Source organism: Comamonas sp. DB36 (assembly GCF_057914905.1).
The window spans coordinates 573,306-586,733 of sequence record NZ_CP196631.1 but is presented as its reverse complement, the minus strand read 5'-3'; the positions used below and the strand labels follow the sequence as shown (position 1 = coordinate 586,733).

The window sequence follows — 13,428 nt, the reverse complement described above, 5'->3', positions numbered from 1 at the left end:
CTGAAGTCAGTTGCCGTCGGATATCGTGGTGCCGCCATCGATCACCAGGTTGTGGCCCGTGATGAACGCGCCGGCGCGGCTGGCCAGCAGCACGACCGCGCCCGCGATCTCATCGGGCTCGCCCACGCGCCGCAGCGGCGTGAGCGCCAGGCGCCGCGGCATGAAGTCGGCGTTGTCCAGCAGTTGCGCGGCCAGCGGCGTGCGTATCAGGCCCGGCGAGATGGCATTGACGCGTATGCCCTGCGGCCCCCATTCGACAGCCAGGTTGCGCGCCAGCTGGGCCAGCGCGGCCTTGGACAGGCCGTAAAGCCCTATCGCCTTGTTGCCGCGCAGGCCGGCAATGCTGGCCATCAGCACCACGCTGCCGCCACCACTCCCAGCGGCCATGGCCGGCAGCAGGTGGCGCGTGAGCTCCACCGCGGAGCGCAGATTGATGTCCATGACCTGCTGCCAGTCGCTGTCGCTGACCGCGGCCAACGGTCCGGCCGGGCCCTGGACGCCCGCATTGCAGACCAGGATGTCCACCCGGCCCTGCCAGGCCAGCGCGCGCGCGGCGCAGTCGCCCAGGCCGGCGATATCGGCAAGGTCTGCGGGCAGTGCATGCGCCTGGCCGCCGTCGCCGGCCAGGGCCTGCGCCAGGCGGGCGCAGCCATTGGCGTCGTGGTCCGACACCAGCACCTTGGCGCCATGCGCGCGCAGCGCCGCGCAGATCGCCTGGCCCAGGCCGCCCGTGGCGCCGGTCACCATCGCGACCTTGCCACGCAGATCAAACAGGGAGTAAGCCATGCGCCGTCACTCCAGCACCACGCCCGCGCTGCGGATCACGCTGCCCCAGCGCTCGGTCTCGGTCTGGATGAAGCGCGCGAAATCGGCGGGCGACTGCGGCGCGGGCGTGACGCCCAGATCACCGAAACGGCGCTTGATCTCGTCGGATTGAACGGCCTGCACCACGGCCTGGTGCAATTGCGCGGCGATATCGGCGGGAGTGCCCGCCTTGACGACCACGCCGGTCCAGCCCGATGCGTTGAGCCCGGGCAGGCCCAGCTCGGCCAGCGTGGGCACCTGCGGCAGGCGCTCGAGCCGCTTGTCGGCGCCGACCACGGCCAGCGCGCGCAGCTTGCCTTCCTGCACATAAGGCAGGCTGTTGGCCGCAACATCGAGCATGACTTCGATATGTCCGCCCATCAGGTCCTGCACGGCCGGCGCCGCGCCCTTGTAGGCCACATGCTGGAAGTGCCCCTTGGTTTCGCGCTGCAGCATTTCCATCCAGATATGCGGCTGGCTGCCCATGCCGTACGAGCCATAGGTGATGGCCGATCCGGCGCCCCGGCTTTTCGCGGCCTTGAGCAGATCGTCGAGCGACTTGTATGGACTGCCCGGCGGCACGACCAGCAGCAGGCTGGACGTGAGCAGCCGGCTCACGGGCTGGAAGTCCTTGAGCGTGTTGTAGTTGAGCTTGGGATACAGCGCGGCATTCATCGCGAACGGACCGATGTCGCCGTACAGCAGCGTATGGCCGTCGGCCGGCTGCTGCTTCACATGCGCGGCCGCGATCTGCCCGGCCGCGCCGGGCTTGTTCTCCACCACCACGGGTTGCTTGAGCGTGGTGGTCATATGCTGGGCGAGCACGCGCGACACCGCGTCGCCGAAGCCGCCCGCGGGGTAGGGAACAACCCACATCACCGGGCGCCGCGGGAACGCAGGCGTCTGCGCGAACGCCGCGGGAGCCAGGGGCAGGGCTGCACCGGTCAGCAGCAGGGAACGCCGTGAAATCATGTTTGTCTCCATATTGTCGGGAAGGGGTCAGCACCTGTGCTTTGCAGGTTGACCATCGAGGCGCCAGTATGGAGAGCGCGCGGCGCGCGAATGCCGGCGGATTGCGCGGTTTGTCGAAATCCTGCGCATGGGCCGCCGCCGTGCGGCCAAGCCGCCCGGGGCGTGCTTCAGTGCTGCATCCGGAAACGCAGCGGTGTCATGCCCCAATGCCGAGAAAACGCCTGCGAGAAATGCGAGCCCGAAGAAAAGCCCAGCTGCGCGGCAATGTCGCCTACGGCGGCGCCGCTCTCGCGCAGCAGCGCGCGCGCGCGCAGCATGCGCTGCTGCAGCACGAACTGGTGGGGTGTGAGGCCGCAGGTGGCCTTGAAGCAGCGCGAAAAATGAAACACGCTCAACTCCACCTCGGCCGCCAGCAGCGCGGTCGTCAGCGGCTGGTCGAGGTTGTCGCGCACCAATGCCTGCACGCGGCGCAATTGCCGCGCCGACAGCGCCGCCGCAGGCGGCGGTGCGCTGTCGGGCGCACGGTAATGCTCGAGCAAATGGATGGCGACCGTGGAAGCGATGCCGTCGGCAAAGGCCGGCTGCAGGCCGCTGTTGTCGTTCAGCGCCAGCAGCAGCACCTGCACCAGCTGCGTCAGCAGCGGATCGCTCTTGCCGAAGCAGCTGCGCAAGGCGATGGGCCGCCCCGCGTCGCCGCTGACTTTCTGCAGCCACTGGGGCGACAGGTCCAGATGCAGGTTGTCGCGCGGCAGTTCGGTGCGCCAGAAGCTGGGCGTATGCGCGGGCAGCAGCACCATGTCGCCGGTATTCCAGCGCGTATCGTGCATTTCATTGCCATGGCGCTGCAGCAGTCCCGTGGACGGGCCGCGCCGCACGATGATGCAGTGCTTGCCCGCGGGCGGGATGTACAGGTCCTGGGCGTCGGCGCGCTGGTGCCACAGCGACATGCCATGCCAGGGCAGGCCTGCGCTCGAACATTGGACCTGCTCGGGCGGCACGGCGTCCAGCGGTTCGTCCATGAACGCGCGCTCGGCGCCGCGCCAGCGACGGCTATCCACTGGCATGGCGTCTAGCAACGGCATGGTGGCTCTTTCTGAAAAATCACCCTGGACATTGCGGTATCTTAGAGCCTGGCGCAACCCTGTCACCCTCTCGCGAACCCGCGGCGTTGCGCTGCCTGCAACATCTCGCGCCACGGAAATGGCGCTGCACGCGCGAGGTCGGCAATAATTGTCAGCGGAGGTGTTAGTGGTGACCATTTCTCTCGCAACCGGTCTGGACTTTGAAGACATGTTCGACCTGGCTCCTGTATCCCTGTGGATGGAGGATTACAGTGGGCTCAAGCTATTGTTCGATCAATGGCGGGCCGAAGGCATCACCGACCTGCTCGCGTTCCTGCGCGAAGATCCCACGCGCCTGCAGCTCTGCAGCCAGTCCTACAAGGTGTTGCGCGTCAATCAATACACGCTGGACCTGTTCAAGGCACCCGACCAGCAGACGCTGCAAAGCCGGCTGCACGAGGTTTTCCGCGGCGACATGCTCGACAGCATCCTCGTCGAACTGCTCGCGCTGTGGCGCGGCGATCAGGGCTTCGAGACCCGCTCGGTGAACTACGCACTCGATGGCCGCCGGCTCGACGTCCAGGTGCGCGCGCGCGTGGTGCCGGGCTACGAAGACAGCTGGAGCCGGGTGCTGGTCTCGCTCGAAGACGTGACCGCCGAAGCGCAAGGCCTGGAACAGTTGCAGCGCAGCGAGCAATATGCGCGCGATCTGTTCGAGCATTCGCCGGTGTCGCTGTGGGTCGAGGACTTCAGCGCGGTCAAACGGCTGCTCGATGAAGTGCGCGCCCGCGGCATCACCGACTTCAGGACGTTCCTCAAGGTCCACCCGGAATTCGTCACGCGCTGCATGCGCGAAATCCGCGTGATCGACGTCAACCGGCAGACGCTGGAGATGTTCTGCGCGAAGAGCAAGCCCGAGCTGCTGCACAACCTGTCACGCGTGTTCCGCGGGGAAATGTACGACTCGTTTGCCGAGCAGTTGCAGGACCTCTGGGACGGCAAGCTCGTGCAGCAGCGCGAAGTGGTCAACTACGCGCTCAACGGCGAGACGCTGCACATCCACCTCGAGCTGTCCATCATGGTCAGCCAGGCGCAGAACTGGGATCTGGTGCTGCTGTCGCTGGTCGACATCACCGCGCGCAAGAAAGCCGAAGCCTATCTCGAATACCTGGGCAAGCATGACGTGCTGACCCAGCTGCGCAACCGCGCGTTCTACATGGAAGAGCTCAACCGACTGTCGCGCAAGGGCCCCTGGCCGCTGGCCATGGTCGCGATCGACATGAACGGCCTCAAGGCCGTCAACGACGAGCACGGCCATGCCGCGGGCGACGCGATGCTGCGCCGCCTGGGTGAAGTGCTGGCCAAGGCCGTCGATGATCCGTCGTGCGTCGCGCGCATTGGCGGCGATGAATTCATGGTGCTGCTGCCCGCGACCGACGAGCGCGGCGCGATCGCCATGCAGGAGCGCATCCTGTCGCTGCTCGAGATGAACAACCAGTTCTATCCCGGCCACACCATTCATCTGGCGATGGGCCATGCGTGCGGCCAGGAAGGCGCGTCCATGGAAGCCGTGGGTCACCGCGCCGATCAGGCGATGTATGCCGACAAGGCGCGTTTCTACCGGGAACGCGAGACGGACCGCAGGCTCGGGTCCAGCGGGTCCTGAAGCCGTGGCTGTCGGTCAGGCCTGACGTGCTTGCGGCACCCTCACCTGCCTGCGGACCGGGAGCTGCTGCCTAGAGTGGGGTGTTCGCGTCATCCGACCGGCATCTACACAGGAGAACAGCATGTCCACAGACAAGCAGCAACCCGGCCAGGGCAAGGTGGAAAACGACCACAACCAGCAGGGAAACAAGGAGCCTACGCAGAAAAACGAAGGCCAGCGCACGCCTGAAAGCCGCAGCGATCGCGAATCGCAGGTCGGCAGCGGCAACCAGAACCAGTCGCGGCAGAACGGCGGCGGCGGCGGCAACCGCGGCGCGGGCTGACCGCTCGCCGCAGCGCAGGCTTGAAAACGGCAAGGGCGCCGGCGCCCTTGCCGTCTGCGCTGCGTCTCAGCGCTGGTTCTTGCGCTCGCTCGGGCTGCCGGGATCGGAATGCAGTTCGGCCGGCGGCTTGATGTCGCCGCTGTCGCCGCCTTCGGCCTCCCAGGTGCCGCCTTCGCGCGCGGTGTTGCCGCGCGGATGGCCCATGTCGGTGCCGTCATCGAAGTTCAGCGGCCCGTCCTGCGGCATGTCGTCGAAGCGGTGCAGCGACGCATCGTCGAGCGAGTCGGTGACGTCGGTCTCGGCACTCAGTCGGTCGTTGATGTCCTCGCCTTCTGGCAACTCGGCATTGGCATCTTCGCTGCGGTCGATTCCAGGCTGATCAAGGTCTTGCGGATGGGTGTTCGGTATGCGCATGGCGGTCTCCAGTTCGGGCATGGCCGGCATTGGCCAGCTCAGCGACTAGCGTGATCGCGTACGCGCGCCCCCCAGGTCGGTGCAGCACCTTCCTGCAGGTAGGAGCAGACCGACCGCGGCGGCTATTTCTCGCGGTACTTTTCCACGCGCTTGGCCTGGATGCTGTAGCCGCTGGTACCAAGCTCCGAATTGCCGCGCGCCTGCCCCATGGTGCCGCTGACCCAGACCGCGCTCATCGACTTGAAGCCCTTGACCGGAGTGTCCGATTTCACGTGGATGATCTGGTTGGCGGGCGGCGGCGGCGTGTGGATGCAGGCGCCGAAATACGGCACCAGCAGGAATTCGCGCATGCCTTTGTCGGCACTGTCCAACGGCACGATGAATCCCGGAATCTTGACCTGGCGGCCGTCGAATGAAGCCACCGTGGGCGCTTCGTCCCAGACCTTGCGCATGCGGTCGTAGAGCTGCTGCACGCGCGGATCGGAGTCGGGCAGCGCGCTGAGCTTTTGCAGGTCCTCGAACGATTTCATCGGGTCCCAGTTGCGCGGCACCAGCGCATCCCAGCTGATCTCCGCAAACGGCGCGGCGTGCAGCCAGGGCGTGGCGCCCAGGCAAAGGGAGGCGGCCAGGCCTTGCAGCAGGCGGCGGCGGGAGATTGCGGTGGAGGCAGGAGGTGTGAACATGGCGTCAGATTCTCGGAGACAGGCCGTCGGCCAGCGACAGCCGGTAGGCACGCCATCCCGGCAGCAGGCTTGCGAGCCAACCCGCAACCAGCAGCCCGGCGAGCAGCAGCCATTGCAGGGGCGTAGTTTGCCCCAGATGCAGCGTCAGGCCAAAATTTGCCTGCAGCCAGGGGTTCGATGCCACCACGCCGGCCACGAGCGCCACGATGCCCAGGGCGATGCCGGCCAGCGTCAGCAGCATGCCTTCGAGCGCCAGCAGCGCCAGCACATGCTGCGGGCCCGCGCCCACGGCGCGCAGCACCGCGAGTTCGCGCCGGCGCTCGTTCAGCCCGGCGAGGATCACCGACATCAGCCCCGCCATGCTGACCAGGGCCACCAGGCCCGACATCAGCAGCAGCGCCTTCTCGCCCGCGCCCACCACGTCCCACAGCTCGTCGAGCGCCACGCCCGGCAGGATGGACATCAGCGGCTCGGCACCGAAGCCGTTGACCTGGCGCTGCACCGAGAACACGGCCGCGCGGTTGTGCAGGCCCACCAGCGCCGCCGTGACGCTTCTGGGCGTCAGATCCATGGCGCGCGCCTGCTCGGCGTCTATGCGCCGCCCTGGCAGCGGCGCGCCCACCGCCCAGTCGACATGGATGGCTTCGAGCGCTTCGAGGCTGATGTGCGCCGTGCGATCGACGGGCGTGCCGGTGCGCGCCAGGATGCCGGTGACGGTGAAAGGCTTGTCGGCATGGTCGCCGCCCAGTTGCACTTCGCCCATGCCATGCGCCAAGGTGATGCGCTGGCCCAGGCGATAGCCCAGGCGTTCGGCCAGCTCGGCACCAATCACCACATCGTAGAGATCGGCAAAGCGCCGGCCCTCGCGCAGCGTGAGCGGCTGCTGCTCGCCATAGCGGAAATGGTCGAAATAGGCCGGCGTCGTGCCCAGCACCGGAAAGCCCTGGTGAGAATCGCCCAGCGACAGCGGCACGACCCAGGCGACGCCGCGCAGCTTCTGCAGCGCCTCGACGCTGCTCCAGCGGATATTGTTCGTCGCCGCACCCACATGGAACACCGCGTACAGCAGCAGCTGTGTGGAGCCGGTGCGCGCGCCGACGATCAGGTCGGTGCCCGATACCGCCGAACTGAAACTGCTGCGCAGATCGGTGCGCACGCGCTCCATGCCCAGCAGCATGAAGGTCGACAGCGCGATGGAACACACGGTCAGCGCCAGCGTGAAGCGCCGGTTCCAGGCGCTGCGCCAGGCCAGGCCCAGCAGGAATCCGGCTTTCATGCGCCCCCCTCGGCGGCGGCCGCCGCGCGGTTGATCTGCGGCAGCGAGACCTCGCGCCCGAAACGCCGCGCAATGCGCCGGTCGTGGCTCACGAGCACCAGCGCGCTGCGCGCCTGGTCGCAGGCCGACAGCAGCAGATCCAGAAAGATGTCGCGCCGGTCTTCGTCGAGCGCCGAAGTCGGCTCATCGGCGATCACCAGGCCCGGCTGGCCCACCAGAGCGCGTGCCGCGGCGACGCGCTGCTGCTGGCCTACCGACAGCGTGTGCGCGGGCCGCTCCCAGACCGAAGCGTCCAGCCCCATGCCCGCAAGCCAGTGCTGGCCTTCGTCACGCAGCGACCGCTGGTTGCGGGCCGCGGCCTCGCGCCTATGCGTGGAAAAGCGGCAGGGCAGCAGCACGTTGTCGAGCGCGGTGAGATACGGCAGCAGATTGAACTGCTGGAAGATATAGCCCACATGGTCGACGCGGTGGCGGTCGCGCGCGCTGGCGCGCAGATCGCCCCAGTGCACGCCGCCCAGCGCCACGCGGCCCGACTGCGGCAGCAGCACGCCCGCGAGCAGCGACAGCAGCGTGCTCTTGCCGCAGCCGCTGGGGCCGTGGAGAAAAACGGTTTCACCGGCCGCGACCTGCAGCGCGGCGATGTCCAGGCAGTCGTGCGCGCTGCCCGGCCAGGCAAAGCGCAGGTCCTGCAATTCGAGCAACCCGGCCGGCATGGCGGCGCTCAGCGCGTCAGGCCCAGCCGCGCGGCGGCCGGCCGCAGGCTGCGCTTGAACTGGCCCTGGGGCGCGGCCACCTGGGCGTCTATGCTGCGCAGGCGCGGATAGGCGTCGAACAGCCTGACGTCGATGAAGCGCGCCTGCGCGGCCTTGGCGCAGCTGAAGACGATGTCGACCGCGATGTCGGCATGCTCGTTCTTCTCGCCATGGCCATGCGCGGCGCCAAGCCCCAGCGCGGCGGATTCGAGATCCACCTTGGCGAGCTTGCAGCCGGCCGCGGCGTCGGGCTGGAACAGCTGGTCTGCAGCCTTGAGGCGCGCGACCATGTCGGCAACCTGCTTGCGCTCGGCATCGGTGCGCGGCGCGCGCTCGAAGCCCAGAAAGCTGTCGAGCGGCGAGGCGATTGCCAGCGTGATGGTCCGGGCGTCGACCGCGACATCAAGCGTCATCAGTCCATGCGTATGGGCATGCGGGTGCGCGGCGGCAGACAGCGCGGCGGCGGCCAGCACCAGCGTCAGAAAGGGTTTGAACATCGGCAACTCCGGATCACAGAAGAAGACCGGCGCGGCGGCAAAACCCGCGCCCGGACCGGGAACCGATGTTATAGCATCACAAAAATATGCGCATTTCACACCTGCGCCATGCCCGCAGACCGCGCACCAACCAGCGCTCAGCGGCCGCGCGCCGTGGTCCATTGCACGGCAAACACGCTGACCAGCGCGATCACCAGCCCCCACAGCGCCAGGCCCGTGATCGCCTGCCCCAGCAGCGTCCAGCCCAGCACCACGGCCGCAAGCGGGCTCAGCAGACCCAGCGAGGCCACGGCGACCGTGGGCAGGCGCGCCACGCCGCGAAACCACAGCGCATAGGCGAGCAAGGCGCCGGCCAGGCTCAGATAGGCATAGGCTGTCCATTGCAGCGGCGTCAATGGCGGCAGCGGCGCATCGGCCAGCCAGGCGATGGGCGCCAGCATCAAGCCACCCAGCGTCAGCTGCCAGCCCGTGAGCGGCAGCACCGACAGTGGCAGCTGCCAGCGGCGCGTGAGCCAGACGCCCGCGGCCATGCACGCCGCGCCCAGCAGGGCCGCGGCGATGCCCACGGGCTCGAACACGGTCTGCGGCGACAGCAGCAGCACGGCCAGGCCCAGCACGCCGGCCACCGCGGCCCAGAGCGTGACCTGCGCCGGAGCGCGCCGGTCCACCCCCCAGGCCAGCAGCATCACCAGCAGCGGCTGTATCGCGCCCAGCACCGCCGCCAGCCCGCCGGGCAGGCGGTAGGCGGCGACGAACAGCAGCGCCTGGAACACGCCGATGTTGAGCGCGCTCAGCACCAGCAGCCGCGCCCAGTCGCGCCGCGCGGGCAGCACCCGGGTGTACAGCAACAGCAGCAGGCCCGCGGGCAGGGCGCGGATCAGCGCCGCGGTGAAAGGCCGGTCGGGCGGCAGGATTTCGGAGGCCACGATGTAGGTGGAGCCCCAGATCGCGGGCGCGAGCGCGGTCAGCAGGACGTCGCGCCAGTGGCGCAGGGAGGTGTTGGGGTGCATGTTATTATCTTCAACTCAAGACAAGTCCATTGTGCTTGCCAGTTATCTTGAAGTCAAGACATATGCAGACAAAAACCCGCTCCCGCACGCCCGATGCCGTCGACGCCATCCTTGCGCAGTGGCAACGCGAACGCCCCGACCTGGACGCCAGCCCCATGGGGCCCATAGGCCGGATCAAGCGCTGCGCGGCGCTGCTCGAGCAGCAATTGGAAGCCGGCTTCGCGGCCTTCGATCTGAGCCTCTGGGAGTTCGATATGCTGGCCGCATTGCGGCGCAGCGGCGCGCCCTGCCGCCTGAGTCCGACCGAGTTGTTCTCGACGCTGATGGTGACTTCGGGCACCATGACCCACAGGCTCAAGCGGCTGGAAACCCGCGGCTTCATTGAACGCGTGCCCAATGCACAGGATGCGCGCAGCATGCTGGTGCAGCTCACGCCCGCCGGTCTGGCGCTGATCGAGCGCGCCGTCGAAGCGCATGTCGAGAACGAGCGCCGATTGCTGTCGGCCGTGCACGCCGATGTGCTCGCGGACCTCGACACGCACCTGTCCACGCTGCTGCTGTCGCTTGAAAACCGCAGGAACTGATCAGCGCGCCGCGCTGCCGCCAGCCGCTGCCTTACCCCTCTTTCCCAGGAAACCCATGCAGACCCTCGATGCGCTCGAAGCCTGGCTCAAGACCCACCTCCCGGAAGTCGCCGCAGACTTGAACCCCGGCGCCACGGCTGCGGCACTGGACCAGTTCGCCAGCGCGCTGGGCCTGCGCCTGCCCGCCGATTTCGTGCAGCTCTACCGCTGGCATGATGGCCAGCAGATGGCGATCCATACCGGCCCCTGGTATGGCCTGAGCTTTCTGCCGCTGGCGCGCGTGCAAAGCGAGTGCGAGATGTGGCGCGATGTGCTCCAGCAATCGAGCCCGGAATCCCGCGCCGATCTGGACAGCCAGATGCAGTCGACGCCCGCAGGCCATGTCAGAAAGCAGTACGCGAACGCGCTGTGGATTCCGTTTGCCTACGACTGGGGCGGCAACTACCTGGGAATCGACCTGGACCCGGATGTGCAGGGCACCTGGGGCCAGGTGATCAGCTTCGGCCGCGACGAAGAGCGCAAGATTGCCGTGGCGCCTAGCATCCATGCCTTTGTCGGCTGGATGCTGGCCGAACTCGCTGCAGGCAACTTTCACTTCGAGCAGGAGGACGATGGCGGCCGCAGCTTCAACACCCTGCGGCCGCACAAGTCCCACTTCCTCGATGCGCTGGCCGCGCTCTTTCCCGCGCGCTGAGCGAACGGCGCGCCGCGCGCTTACTCGATGGCGATCTTCGCGTCCTGGATGATCTTGCGATAGCGCTCGATCTCGGCGCCGGTAAAGCGTGCGAACTCCTCGCGCGCGCCGCCGTTGACGATCGCGCCGTAGTCGTTGAGGCGCTTCTTCACTTCGGCATCCTGCAGCACGGCGTTGAGCTCCTTGTTGAGCCGGTCGGCGACATTCGCCGGCGTCTTGGCCGGCGCATAGAAGCCGTACCAGGCCGCGGCCTGCACGCCCTTGTAGCCCAGTTCCTCGAACGTCTTCACGTCGGGCAACGCCGGCACGCGCTGGCTCGAAGCCACGGCCAGGGCCTTGAGCTTCTGGCCCTTGATATGGCCCACGGAGCCGGTGTCGAACATCAGCCCGATATGGCCGGCCATCAGGTCGGCGGCCGCCGGGCCCGAGCCCTTGTAGGGCACATGCATCAGGTTGCTGCCCGTGACCTTGGTGAAGATCGCGGCCGCGATATGCTGCGACGAGCCATTGCCGCCCGAGCCATAGGAGATCTTGCCGGGCTCGGCCTTGGCGGCCTTCACCAGCTCGTCGACGGAGTTGAACCTGGAGTGGGCCGGAACCACCAGCACGTTGGGCACCGTGGCCACCAGCATGATGGGCGTGAAATCCTTGACGGGATCGAAAGGCAGATCCTTATACAGGCTGGGATTGATGGCGTTGGTGCTGCTGGTGCCCATCAGCAGCGTGTGACCGTCGGCCGCTTCGCGGATGAATGCCGCCGTGCCGATGTTGCCGCCCGCGCCCGCCTTGTTCTCCACGATCACCGGCTGGCCCAGGCGCTCGCCGAGCTTCTGGCCCAGCACGCGCGCGATCACATCGGTCGCGCCGCCCGGCGCCCATGGCACGACGATCTTGATCGGCTTGGTGGGGAAGTTCTGTGCCTGCGCCAGGCCATGGGCGCCCAGCGCCAGCGCGGCGGCCAGCGCCAGCGGTTTGAATTGCTTGATCATTGTCTTGTCTCCCTTGTTTTTGTTCAGACCAGCTGGTTCTTTTCGAGCGTGTCGAAAAGCCACTTCTGGTACAGCTGCCCGTTGCTGATTTCTTCCTTGATGCCGCGCTCCTTCTGCGCCGTGGCCAGCGCCTTGGCAATCAGCTCCTGCGCCAAGTCGGGAGCAAAAGTCACCACCCCGTCTTCGTCGCCCACCACCCAGTCGCCGGGGTTGACGACCTGGCCGCAGACGTTGACGGCCACGTTGATCTGCCCCGGACCGAGCTTGTAGGGTCCCTTGTGGTTGATCGTCCTCGCATAGCAGGGAAAGCCGGCGTCGAGGAACGCCGCGCAGTCACGCACCGCGCCGTCGATGACGAAACCCTGGAAGCCGCGCTGAATCGCGTAGAGCATGATCAGCTCGCCGACCAGCGCGTTCGATGTTTCGCCATGGCCGTCGATCACCAGCACATCGCCGGGCTGTCCCAGCGTCAGCGCCTTGTAGATCCACAGGTTGTCGCCGGGCCGGACTTTCACCGTCAATGCGCGCCCGATCAGCTTCTTGCTGCCGTGGTAGCGGTTCAGTCCGGCAATGCCTTGCAGCCGATCGAGGTTGTCGCTCAGATGGGAGGTGGGAATCCGCGCCAGCGCTTCCAAAATTTCCGTATCAGTCATGTTCAGCCCCGTTGTCTCGAGCGCCGAATCTACCCACGGAACGGAATAATAAAAAGTGATATTTAATCCGCAAGTACAACAACCAAAAGCTATGGATAGGGAGACCTGCGTTGTTCACCTTCAAACAGATCGAAGCGGTCTACTGGATCGCGAAAACCGGCAGCTTCGTCAATGCCGCCGAGCAGCTGCACACCACGCAGGCCGGCATCTCCAAGCGCATCAAGGAGATCGAACAGATCGTCGGCGAGCGCCTGTTCGACCGCAGCGGGCGCAAGGTGCGCCTGACCGCCAAGGGATCGATGCTCGCGCAGGGCGCGCAAGCCCTGCTGCGCCAGCGCCAGGCGCTCATGGACGAACTGGTCGACCCCAAACACATCAACCGCGTGATCAATATCGGCGTGACCGAACTGGTCTCATCGACCTGGCTTTCACAGTACCTGATCGCGCTGCATGCGCAGTTTCCGCAGCTCTCCATCAGGCCGCATGTGGATTTTTCCCATGACCTGCTGGCCAAGGCCGACGCGCAGCTGCTCGATCTGATCGTGATCCCGCGGTTTGCGCAGCAGCCGGGATTTGTGCGCTGCGAGCTCGGGCAGGCGCAATTCGAATGGCTCGCGAGCCCCGCAGTCAAAGCGCAGCTCGCGCGCCGCAGCGCCGACGCGCCCTGGGATACGCCGCTGCTGATGCAGGGCAACGGCTCGGGCCTGGGTTTCATCACCGAGCGGTATCTGGCGGGCAGCACGCACCTGGGCCACCACCAGGTGCTGCGCACCAACAGCCTGCTGCCGCTGGTCGGAATGACGCTCGCGGGCCAGGGCGTGAGCTTTCTGCCCACGGGCTACCTGCGGCGCGAAATCGAAGCCGCTCGCCTGGTACCGGTGGATACCGGCCTGCGCAACGATCCCGTGATCTACGACATCCTGTACCGCCAGGAACTGCAGAGCGAACTTTTCAGGCAACTCGCGCATTCGGCCCAGGCATGCTGTGACTTCAGCACCAGTTTTCTGACCTGATGCGCCCTGGAATGCAGTGGAACTAACGGTTTTCAAGT

16 protein-coding genes are annotated in these 13,428 nt (G+C 66.9%); 5 read left to right on the top strand and 11 right to left on the bottom strand.

Translation table 11 applies throughout. From position 1 onward, the window contains the following. Window positions 1-6: 6 nt before the first annotated feature. From ACSVDO_RS02745 to ACSVDO_RS02735, 3 genes are all read right to left on the bottom strand, one after another. Window positions 7-786: an SDR family NAD(P)-dependent oxidoreductase gene (locus ACSVDO_RS02745; RefSeq protein ID WP_489594810.1), complete on the bottom strand. Its 780-nt coding sequence runs from the start codon at window positions 784-786 to the stop codon at window positions 7-9. Window positions 787-792: 6 nt separating this feature from the next. After that, on the bottom strand, window positions 793-1,776 hold the full coding sequence (locus ACSVDO_RS02740) for a Bug family tripartite tricarboxylate transporter substrate binding protein (protein ID WP_489594809.1): 984 nt from the start codon (window positions 1,774-1,776) through the stop codon (window positions 793-795). A 167-nt stretch (window positions 1,777-1,943) separates the two neighbouring features. Then, on the bottom strand, window positions 1,944-2,858 hold the full coding sequence (locus tag ACSVDO_RS02735) for an AraC family transcriptional regulator (RefSeq protein ID WP_332533889.1): 915 nt from the start codon (window positions 2,856-2,858) through the stop codon (window positions 1,944-1,946). 208 nt (window positions 2,859-3,066) lie between these two features. Here ACSVDO_RS02735 and ACSVDO_RS02730 point away from each other — a divergent pair, with 208 nt between their 5' ends. Both ACSVDO_RS02730 and ACSVDO_RS02725 read left to right on the top strand, forming a co-directional pair. After that, window positions 3,067-4,503, top strand: coding sequence for a sensor domain-containing diguanylate cyclase (locus tag ACSVDO_RS02730; protein ID WP_489596316.1), 1,437 nt, complete (start codon window positions 3,067-3,069; stop codon window positions 4,501-4,503). A gap of 121 nt (window positions 4,504-4,624) precedes the next feature. Continuing rightward, window positions 4,625-4,825 (top strand): hypothetical protein, encoded by a 201-nt coding sequence (locus ACSVDO_RS02725; protein WP_332548217.1) that lies wholly within the window; start codon window positions 4,625-4,627, stop codon window positions 4,823-4,825. A 66-nt stretch (window positions 4,826-4,891) separates the two neighbouring features. Here the strand turns inward: ACSVDO_RS02725 and ACSVDO_RS02720 are convergent, their stop codons facing one another. The 6 genes from ACSVDO_RS02720 to ACSVDO_RS02695 form a co-directional block, all read right to left on the bottom strand. Further along, entirely contained in the window at window positions 4,892-5,239 is a 348-nt protein-coding gene (locus ACSVDO_RS02720; protein ID WP_332533886.1) for a serine/threonine protein kinase, read from the bottom strand. Window positions 5,240-5,361: 122 nt separating this feature from the next. Continuing rightward, window positions 5,362-5,922 carry a DUF3299 domain-containing protein gene (locus ACSVDO_RS02715; protein ID WP_489594808.1) on the bottom strand — a complete coding sequence of 187 codons (561 nt, stop codon included), beginning with the start codon at window positions 5,920-5,922 and terminating at the stop codon, window positions 5,362-5,364. Window positions 5,923-5,926: 4 nt separating this feature from the next. Beyond that, the gene (locus ACSVDO_RS02710; protein ID WP_489594807.1) at window positions 5,927-7,198 is read right to left on the bottom strand and encodes an ABC transporter permease; all 1,272 of its coding nucleotides are present in this window, start codon (window positions 7,196-7,198) and stop codon (window positions 5,927-5,929) included. After that, window positions 7,195-7,911, bottom strand: coding sequence for an ATP-binding cassette domain-containing protein (locus tag ACSVDO_RS02705; RefSeq protein ID WP_489594806.1), 717 nt, complete (start codon window positions 7,909-7,911; stop codon window positions 7,195-7,197). The genes ACSVDO_RS02710 and ACSVDO_RS02705 overlap by 4 nt, the downstream gene beginning before the upstream one ends. Window positions 7,912-7,919: 8 nt before the next feature. Further along, a complete protein-coding gene (locus ACSVDO_RS02700) occupies window positions 7,920-8,447 on the bottom strand; it encodes a DUF2796 domain-containing protein (RefSeq protein WP_489594805.1) in 528 nt (175 codons plus the stop codon). A gap of 137 nt (window positions 8,448-8,584) precedes the next feature. Beyond that, window positions 8,585-9,457: an EamA family transporter gene (locus tag ACSVDO_RS02695; protein ID WP_489594804.1), complete on the bottom strand. Its 873-nt coding sequence runs from the start codon at window positions 9,455-9,457 to the stop codon at window positions 8,585-8,587. 62 nt (window positions 9,458-9,519) lie between these two features. On the opposite strand from ACSVDO_RS02695, the gene ACSVDO_RS02690 reads away from it, so the two are divergent. Further along, window positions 9,520-10,041: a MarR family winged helix-turn-helix transcriptional regulator gene (locus ACSVDO_RS02690; RefSeq protein WP_489594803.1), complete on the top strand. Its 522-nt coding sequence runs from the start codon at window positions 9,520-9,522 to the stop codon at window positions 10,039-10,041. 55 nt (window positions 10,042-10,096) lie between these two features. Further along, window positions 10,097-10,735 carry an SMI1/KNR4 family protein gene (locus ACSVDO_RS02685; RefSeq protein WP_489594802.1) on the top strand — a complete coding sequence of 213 codons (639 nt, stop codon included), beginning with the start codon at window positions 10,097-10,099 and terminating at the stop codon, window positions 10,733-10,735. A 20-nt stretch (window positions 10,736-10,755) separates the two neighbouring features. Here ACSVDO_RS02685 and ACSVDO_RS02680 read toward each other — a convergent pair whose 3' ends face one another. Beyond that, window positions 10,756-11,724 carry a Bug family tripartite tricarboxylate transporter substrate binding protein gene (locus ACSVDO_RS02680; protein ID WP_489594801.1) on the bottom strand — a complete coding sequence of 323 codons (969 nt, stop codon included), beginning with the start codon at window positions 11,722-11,724 and terminating at the stop codon, window positions 10,756-10,758. 23 nt (window positions 11,725-11,747) lie between these two features. After that, entirely contained in the window at window positions 11,748-12,377 is a 630-nt protein-coding gene (locus ACSVDO_RS02675; RefSeq protein WP_489594800.1) for an RraA family protein, read from the bottom strand. Between the two features lie 110 nt (window positions 12,378-12,487). Between ACSVDO_RS02675 and ACSVDO_RS02670 the strand changes: the two genes are divergently transcribed. After that, window positions 12,488-13,390 (top strand): LysR family transcriptional regulator, encoded by a 903-nt coding sequence (locus ACSVDO_RS02670; protein WP_489594799.1) that lies wholly within the window; start codon window positions 12,488-12,490, stop codon window positions 13,388-13,390. Window positions 13,391-13,428: the final 38 nt, after the last annotated feature.